We start from the raw sequence: 7,566 nt of genomic DNA, 5'->3' as shown, positions 1-7,566 counted from the left end.
TTAATATCAAAAATACGCACCGGATGCCCGGCGGCGGCAGCCACTTCGGCGATGCCGGCTCCCATGGTGCCGCTGCCGATCACCGCCACGGTGGCTAAGGATGTCGTCATCATCTATTTCCCGCTGAACTGTGGTGGCCGTTTGGCCAGAAACGCGCTGACCCCTTCGCGGTAATCATCGCTGCGCCCGGCCAGACGCTGATAATCGCGCTCCAGGTCCAGCTGCGCGTCGAGACTGTTGGTTTCAGAGGCCAGCAGCGCCTTTTTAATCAGCCCAAGACCAAACGTCGGTTGCGCCGCCAGATGGCGCGCCAGTTGCAGACTGGTATCCGCCAGTTCTGAATCGTCCACCAGTTGCCAGATAATCCCCCACTGCGCGGCCTGTTCTGCGCTGAGGCTGTCGCCCAGCAGCGCCAGCCCCATCGCGCGAGCGCGGCCGGCCACCCGCGGCAGGAACCAGCTGCCGCCGCAGTCCGGCACCAGGCCGAGCTTGCTGAACGCCATCACAAATTTGGCCGAACGCGCGGCCAGCACGATATCGCAGCCCAGCGCCAGGGTAGCGCCCGCGCCGGCGGCCACGCCGTTAACCGCGCAGATGACCGGTTTCGGCAGCGCCGCCAGACGGCGCACTAACGGGTTGTAAAAGCGTTCTACCGACATGCCAAGATCCGGCGGCGGGCCGCTGGGGTCGACATTGCGGTCGTTCAAATCCTGGCCGGCGCAAAAACCGCGGCCGGCGCCGGTGATCAGCAGGCAGCGCACGCCATCATCGCGCTCGGCCTGCTTCAGACATTCCGCCAGCTGGTGATGCATCAGGTCGTTAAAACTGTTGAGGCGGTCCGGGCGATTGAGGGTAATGGTCATGACGCCCTGTTCCACTGCGCTGAGAATGAAAGCTTCCACGATTAGCGTCCTTTAAATTCCGGGGTACGTTTTTGTAAGAAGGCGTCGATGCCTTCGCGGCGGTCCTCGGTGGCGCTCAGCAGGCTAAACAGCTGGCGCTCCTGTTGTAGACCGGCCTGCAGGCTGACTTCCTGCGCCAGGCGCAGCGACTGTTTTGCCGCCCGTAGCGCCAGCGGCGAATGGCGGGCAATGGTGGTTGCCAGTTTCAGGGCATACTCATCGGTTAACGCCGCCGGATGGATATCACTGACCAGCCCGGCCTGCTGCGCCTGGCGGGCGTCAATACTCTCGCCGCTCAGCACCATCCGGCTGGCCAGCGCCTTGCCAACGCTGCGGATCAGCCGCTGGGTGCCGCCCGCGCCCGGCATTATGCCGAGGGTAATTTCCGGCAGGCCAAAGCGGGCGTTGTCCCCGGCGACAATCAGATCGCACAGCAGAGCCAGCTCGCAGCCGGCGCCGAGGGCGTAGCCGTTGACCGAGGCGATGAGCGGCTTAGTAAAAGCATCGATTCGCCCCCATAACCGTGGGCGAATATCATCCAGGGTGGCAGGCAGATCTTTTTCCGCCATTTCATTGAGGTCAGCCCCGGCGGCGAAAAAACGCGCGTTACCGCTGATAACGCAGACGCCGACGCTGTCATCAACTGCCGCGGCCTCCAGCGCCTCGGCAATCTGGGTTAATAAGGCATTGTTCAGCGCGTTGCGGGCCTGCGGGCGGTTCAGCGTCAACTGAAGCACCCGGCCATGACGGTGGATCAGCAGGTCACTCATGCCATCCCCCGCGCGTCAAAGTCGACCACTACATCGCCGCTGGTCGGCAGCGACTGGCAGCTCAGCACGTAGCCCGCCGCCAGCTCATCCGCTTCCAGGCTGTAATTGGCGGCCATCGCCACTTCACCGCGTAGCACTTTGCATTTACAGGTGGCGCATACCCCGCCCTTACAGGCGAACGGCAGATCGGCGCCCTGACGCAATGCGGCATCCAGGATGCTGTCGTCTTCGGCGCTGAGGGCGATAAGCCGATCGCGCCCGTCCTGGCGGATGGTCACCGTACGCCCTTCCGCCTGCACTCCAGCGACCCGCTTCACATTGCCGCCTGGGGTATTAAAGCGTTCGAGATGAATCGATTTCTCCGCTACGCCAAGTTCACGTAACGTCGCTTCCGCCTCGTCCATCATCGCCGCCGGACCGCAGATAAAGGCCTCGTCGAAACGGCTGAAATCCAGCAGATGGTCAGCGAGCTGGCGCAGTTTGTCGCCGTCAATGCGCCCCTGTAGCAGATCGCTGTCCATCGACTCCTGGCTAAACAGGTGGATCACCTGCAGGCGCTGCGGATAGCGGTCTTTTAAATCGGCCAGCGCCTGGCGGAACATCATGCTATGGCTGCTGCGGTTGCCGTAGATCAGCGTGAAGCGGCTTTGCGGCTCGGTCGCTAGCGTCGCGCTAATGATCGCCATCATCGGCGTGATCCCGGAGCCGGCGGCAATCGCCAGATATTCTCCCTGCCGTTCGGCCTGCGGTTGATAACCGAAATGCCCCTGCGGCACCATCACCTCCAGCTCCATACCCTGCTGGATATCCTGCTGGGCGTAGCGCGAGAAGCGCCCGCCGTCGATGGCTTTGACCGCGACGCTAATTTCGCCTTGCGTGCGGCTGTGACAAATGGAGTAACAGCGGCGCAGTTCTTCGCCGCCCAGACGGGCTTTTAGCGTCAGATGCTGGCCCGGGCGAAAACAGTATTCCGCCTGCAGGGCTTGCGGGATCGCAAAAGTGATGGTCACCGCATCGCGGGTTTCCGGCTCGACTCTCGCCACCTTAAGCGAATAGAACGTCGTCATGGCAACCTCAAATACATTTAAAGTAATCAAAAGGTTCCCGGCAGCTGTCGCAGCGATAGAGCGCTTTGCAGGCCGTGGAACCGAATTCGCTAATCAGCGAGGTATGGGTGCTGCCGCAGCGCGGACAGCTCACCTCAGCGGGCATATCCGCATGGCAGGCGTGCCCCTGGGGCGGGCTGATGCCGTGCTGGCGCAGGCGCTCGCGGGCATCCTGACTCATCCAGTCGGTGGTCCACGGCGGATCCAGCTGCAGGACGATATGTACCGGCTGAAAGCCATGCTCGCTCATGACCGTGCGGATCTCCCCCAGCAGATGCTCCGTCGCCGGACAGCCCGAATAGGTCGTGGTAAAGCCAATCACCCAGCCGTCGCCATGGCGCGCGACGCTGCGCACCATACCAAGGTCGGTGATGGTGAGTACTGGCACTTCCGGATCCGGGATCGCGCTTAATAATCCCCAGATGGTGCGAACCTCTGCAGGAGCGATATCGGCAAGACATTGCATAGTCACCTCACTTACCACTGCAGTCCGGGATGCGAACGCTGCAGATACTGCATCTCCGCCAGCAGCGGGCCGAGATGTTCACTGTGCAGCCCCTGTTTGCCGCCGCTGCGGAAGGCCGCTTCCTGCGGGATCTGTAAGCCGGAGTCGAGAAGCGCCGTGTGTACCGCGCTTTGCCATTCGGCCTGCAGTTCACGCGGATCAACCGCAATGCCCTGCTCAACCAGGCTGAGCTCCACTTCATCAGCCAGGAACAGTTCGCCGGTGAAGCGCCACAGATTGTCGACCGCCTGCTGCATTTTGCGATTTGATAATTCGGTGCCGTTACCCAGACGCTCCAGCCAGCCGCGGCTAAAGCGCTGGTGGTAACGCACCTCTTTCAGCCCTTTAGCGGCAATGGCCGCCAGCTGCGCGTCGCGGCTGTTCACCAGCCGGCTGTACAGGGCGACGTGCCAGACATCGATAAAGAACTGGCGGGCGATGGTGTCGGCAAAATTGCCGTTTGGCTGCTCCACCAGCAGCAGGTTGCTGTACTGGCGCTCATCGCGACCAAAAGCCAGCGTATCTTCGTCGCCGCAGCCGTTAAGCTCGGCGGCATAGCTTAAAAAATTGCGCGCCTGGCCGAGCAGGTCGAGGCCGATGTTGGCCAGCGCAAGATCGATCTCGAGCTCGGGAGCATGGCCGCACCAGGCGCCTAAACGCTGGGCCAGAACCAGACCATTGTCGCCAAGCCGCAGGGCGTAGGTGGCTACGGGGTTAGGGATATTCATCGCCGCCTCACATATGTTCCATGCCATCCGGCACGGTATAGAAAGTCGGATGACGGTAGACTTTGCTTTCCGCCGGGTCGAAGAATTCGCCGCGCTCTTCCGGCTGCGAAGCAACGATTTCGCTGGCCTTCACCACCCAAATTGAGCAGCCTTCGCTGCGGCGGGTATAGGCATCGCGGGCATTCTCCAGCGCCATTTGATCATCGGCGGCGTGCAGACTGCCGACGTGACGATGGGATAACCCCTGTTTGCTGCGAACGAACACTTCATATAACGGCCAGTAAACTTTGCTCATGTTGTCTCTCCTCATGCCGCGCTGCGGGCCTGCTGTTTTTGCGCATGGGCCAGCGCGGCCTCGCGCACCCACTCGCCCTCTTCCCAGGCCTTACGCTTGGCGGCCAGCCGCTCGTGATTGCAAATGCCACGGCCGCTAATCACCTCGTTAAATTCCTGCCAGTCGATTTCGCCGAAGCGGTAGTGCCCGCTGGCTTCATCAAACTGCAAATCCGGGTCCGGGACGGTCATACCGAGGATCTCTACCTGCGGCACGGTGTTATCGACGAAGCGCTGACGTAGCTCGTCGTTGGAGTGCAGTTTGATTTTCCACGCCATGCTGCGGGCGCTGTTCGGCGAGTTGTCGTCGTTGGGGCCAAACATCATCAGCGCCGGCCACCAGAAGCGGTTAATGGCGTCCTGCAGCATCTGCCGCTGCGCGTCATTGCCCTGCGCCAGCGCCATGCAGGCTTCAAATCCCTGACGCTGGTGAAAGCTCTCTTCTTTGCAGATTTTGACCATCGCCCGGGCATAGGGGCCGTAGGAGGTCCGGCACAGCGCCACCTGGTTGACGATGGCCGCGCCATCGACCAGCCAGCCGATCACGCCGATATCCGCCCAGCTGAGGGTCGGGTAGTTAAAAATGGAGGAGTATTTCATCTGCCCGTCGAGCATCTTCTGATACAGGTCTTCCCGGGCGCAGCCAAGGGTTTCCGCGGCGCTATAGAGATACAGCCCGTGTCCAGCCTCATCCTGTACCTTAGCCAACAGGATCGCTTTGCGGCGCAGCGTCGGCGCGCGGGTGATCCAGTTGCCTTCCGGCAGCATGCCGACGATCTCCGAGTGCGCGTGCTGGCCTATCTGCCGAATCAAGGTCTTACGGTAGGCATCCGGCATCCAGTCCTGCGGTTCGATGGCCGTTTCCTGCGCGATGCGCTGGTCAAAGCGTTGTTCTTCTGTCACGTCATCACCTTTATGATTCCGATATTCACAACAAAAACATTTATGTGAATCACTTTGTTTATTGAAGGTTACATATTGGTTAAATAAAACCACAAATTTTGTTTGCTCTTTTTGTGATAATCTCCGCAAAACCTTTTGTAAACCACAATTAATACAGTAAGTTAAGCATAAGACGTAACGCCATCGCGATTACAATGTTAATAATTTATTAAATATGGGCTTGCATTTTATGATTCATAAAAGAACTATTTATAGATATCACACGTAACACATTTGGAGATTTGCGATGCAGCAGTTAGCCAGCTACTTATCCGGCGCCTGGCAGACCGGCCGGGGCCGCGCCCGTACTATCCATCACGCCATCACCGGCGCGGCGCTTTGGGAGGTGACCAGTGAAGGCCTGGATATGGCGCAGGCGCGCCGCTTCGCGATTGAGCGCGGTGGTAAAGCCCTGCAGGCGATGACCTTTATTGAACGCAGCGCGATGCTGAAAGCGGTAGCAAAACGGTTGCTGGAGCAGAAAGACGAGTTCTACGCCATCTCCGCGCAAACCGGCGCCACTCGCGCCGACAGTTGGGTGGATATTGAAGGCGGTATCGGTACCCTTTTCACCTATGCCGGGCTCGGTAGTCGAGAATTACCGGACGATATCCTGTGGCCGGAAGACGAGCTCATCCCGCTCTCCAAACAGGGCGGTTTTGCCGCGCGTCATGTGCTGACATCAAAATCAGGCGTCGCCGTCCATATCAACGCCTTCAACTTCCCCTGCTGGGGAATGCTGGAAAAACTGGCGCCCACGTGGCTTGCCGGTATGCCGGCTATCATTAAACCGGCAACCGCTACCGCCCAGCTCACCCAGGCAATGGTGAAAGCGATTGTCGACAGCGGCCTGGTGCCGGAGGGCGCCATCAGCCTGATTTGCGGCGGCGCGGGCGATCTGCTCGACCACCTCGATAGCCAGGACGTGGTTACCTTTACCGGGTCAGCCGCCACCGGCCAGCAGCTACGGGCGCACCCTAACCTGGTAGCCAAATCCATTCCCTTTACCATGGAAGCAGATTCACTCAACTGCTGCGTGTTAGGCGAAGACGTCACTCCGGAGCAACCGGAATTCGCGCTGTTTATTCGGGAAGTGGTCCGCGAGATGACGGCGAAAGCCGGGCAAAAATGTACCGCTATCCGCAGAATCATTGTGCCACTGGCTCAGATTAATGCGGTTAGCGATGCACTGATCTCCCGCCTGCATAAAGTAACCGTCGGTGACCCTGCGCAGGAGGGCGTTAAGATGGGGGCCCTGGTTAATAGCGAACAGCGTCAGGACGTACAGGAGAGCGTCAATAAGCTGATAGCCGCTGGCTGCGAAGTACTGCTCGGTGGAGAGGCGGACCTCAGCGCGGCCGGCGCATTTTTCCCGCCGACCCTGTTGTACTGCTCACAGCCGGATGAAACGCCGGCGGTTCACGCCATTGAAGCTTTTGGTCCGGTGGCGACGCTGATGCCGTATCGCGACCGCCAGCATGCGCTGACGCTGGCGCGCGCCGGCGGCGGCAGTCTGGCGGGGACGCTGGTCACCGCCAGCGGCGAGCTGGCGCGTGAGTTTATCCTCGGCGCCGCCCGCGCCCATGGCCGTATTCAGATACTGAATGAAGCATCCTCCGCAGAATCAACCGGCCACGGTTCGCCGTTGCCGCAGCTGGTGCACGGCGGCCCCGGCCGCGCTGGCGGCGGAGAAGAGCTTGGCGGGCTGCGTTCGGTGAAACACTATATGCAGCGTACCGCGGTCCAGGGCAGCCCAACGATGCTGGCGACCATCGGTCAACAGTGGGTGCGCGGCGCCCAGGTGAACGAAGACCGTATTCACCCGTTCCGCAAATATTTCGAAGAGATTCAGCCTGGCGACAGCTTATTAACCCCGCGCCGAACCCTGACCGAAGCGGATATCGTTAACTTCGCCTGTCTGAGCGGCGATCATTTCTACGCGCACATGGACAAAATCGCCGCCGCCGAGTCGATTTTTGGCGAGCGGGTGGTCCACGGCTATTTCCTGATCTCCGCCGCGGCCGGGCTGTTCGTCGATGCCGGCGTCGGGCCGGTTATCGCCAACTACGGGATGGAAAACCTGCGCTTTATTGAGCCGGTCAAACCGGGCGACACCATTCAGGTTCGCCTCACCTGTAAGAGGAAAACGGTCAAATGTCAGCGCAGCGCCGATGAGAAAGCCACCGGCGTGGTGGAATGGGCGGTGGAGATTTTCAATCAGCACCAGCAGGCGGTGGCGCTGTATTCCATTCTGACCCTGGTGGCGCGTCAACAGGGAGA

Annotated in this window: 9 protein-coding genes (1 of these 9 cut by a window edge); 1 reads left to right on the top strand and 8 read right to left on the bottom strand. The window is 60.3% G+C overall.

The features are described 5' to 3' along the window. From VZP09_RS07325 to paaA, 8 genes are all read right to left on the bottom strand, one after another. On the bottom strand, positions 1–113 hold a 113-nt coding region (locus VZP09_RS07325), incomplete at its 3' end, for a 3-hydroxyacyl-CoA dehydrogenase NAD-binding domain-containing protein (protein WP_328795475.1). Then, positions 114–902 carry a 2-(1,2-epoxy-1,2-dihydrophenyl)acetyl-CoA isomerase PaaG gene (gene paaG, locus VZP09_RS07320; protein ID WP_004140117.1) on the bottom strand — a complete coding sequence of 263 codons (789 nt, stop codon included), beginning with the start codon at positions 900–902 and terminating at the stop codon, positions 114–116. A 2-nt stretch (positions 903–904) separates the two neighbouring features. Next, on the bottom strand, positions 905–1,672 hold the full coding sequence (gene paaF, locus VZP09_RS07315; RefSeq protein WP_032414853.1) for a 2,3-dehydroadipyl-CoA hydratase PaaF: 768 nt from the start codon (positions 1,670–1,672) through the stop codon (positions 905–907). Continuing rightward, positions 1,669–2,739, bottom strand: coding sequence for a 1,2-phenylacetyl-CoA epoxidase subunit PaaE (paaE, locus tag VZP09_RS07310; protein ID WP_201531340.1), 1,071 nt, complete (start codon positions 2,737–2,739; stop codon positions 1,669–1,671). The genes paaF and paaE overlap by 4 nt, the downstream gene beginning before the upstream one ends. 7 nt (positions 2,740–2,746) lie before the next feature. Beyond that, entirely contained in the window at positions 2,747–3,244 is a 498-nt protein-coding gene (gene paaD, locus VZP09_RS07305) for a 1,2-phenylacetyl-CoA epoxidase subunit PaaD (RefSeq protein WP_032414851.1), read from the bottom strand. An 11-nt stretch (positions 3,245–3,255) separates the two neighbouring features. Next, positions 3,256–4,011, bottom strand: coding sequence for a 1,2-phenylacetyl-CoA epoxidase subunit PaaC (gene paaC, locus VZP09_RS07300; protein ID WP_032414850.1), 756 nt, complete (start codon positions 4,009–4,011; stop codon positions 3,256–3,258). Between the two features lie 7 nt (positions 4,012–4,018). Continuing rightward, positions 4,019–4,306 carry a 1,2-phenylacetyl-CoA epoxidase subunit PaaB gene (paaB, locus tag VZP09_RS07295; RefSeq protein WP_004224492.1) on the bottom strand — a complete coding sequence of 96 codons (288 nt, stop codon included), beginning with the start codon at positions 4,304–4,306 and terminating at the stop codon, positions 4,019–4,021. Between the two features lie 11 nt (positions 4,307–4,317). Next, positions 4,318–5,247 (bottom strand): 1,2-phenylacetyl-CoA epoxidase subunit PaaA, encoded by a 930-nt coding sequence (paaA, locus tag VZP09_RS07290; protein WP_004176377.1) that lies wholly within the window; start codon positions 5,245–5,247, stop codon positions 4,318–4,320. Between the two features lie 286 nt (positions 5,248–5,533). Between paaA and paaZ the strand changes: the two genes are divergently transcribed. After that, positions 5,534–7,566, top strand: the 5' portion of a protein-coding gene (gene paaZ / locus VZP09_RS07285) for a phenylacetic acid degradation bifunctional protein PaaZ (RefSeq protein WP_328794999.1). Its footprint extends 25 nt past the window's final position; only the first 2,033 of its 2,058 coding nucleotides appear in the window; it begins with the start codon at positions 5,534–5,536; the stop codon falls past the right edge of the window.

Source organism: Klebsiella sp. EMBS2024 (genome assembly GCF_036233805.1).
Classification (GTDB): Bacteria; Pseudomonadota; Gammaproteobacteria; order Enterobacterales; family Enterobacteriaceae; genus Klebsiella; species Klebsiella pneumoniae.
This window is presented reverse-complemented; position numbering and strand designations above follow the sequence as displayed.

Bases quoted from the DNA above. Each gene is read 5' to 3' on its own strand.
- paaF (WP_032414853.1), bottom strand. From the start codon at position 1,672: ATGAGTGACCTGCTGATCCACCGTCATGGCCGGGTGCTTCAGTTGACG.
- paaE (WP_201531340.1), bottom strand. From the start codon at position 2,739: ATGACGACGTTCTATTCGCTTAAGGTGGCGAGAGTCGAGCCGGAAACC.
- paaD (WP_032414851.1), bottom strand. From the start codon at position 3,244: ATGCAATGTCTTGCCGATATCGCTCCTGCAGAGGTTCGCACCATCTGG.
- paaC (WP_032414850.1), bottom strand. From the start codon at position 4,011: ATGAATATCCCTAACCCCGTAGCCACCTACGCCCTGCGGCTTGGCGAC.
- paaB (WP_004224492.1), bottom strand. From the start codon at position 4,306: ATGAGCAAAGTTTACTGGCCGTTATATGAAGTGTTCGTTCGCAGCAAA.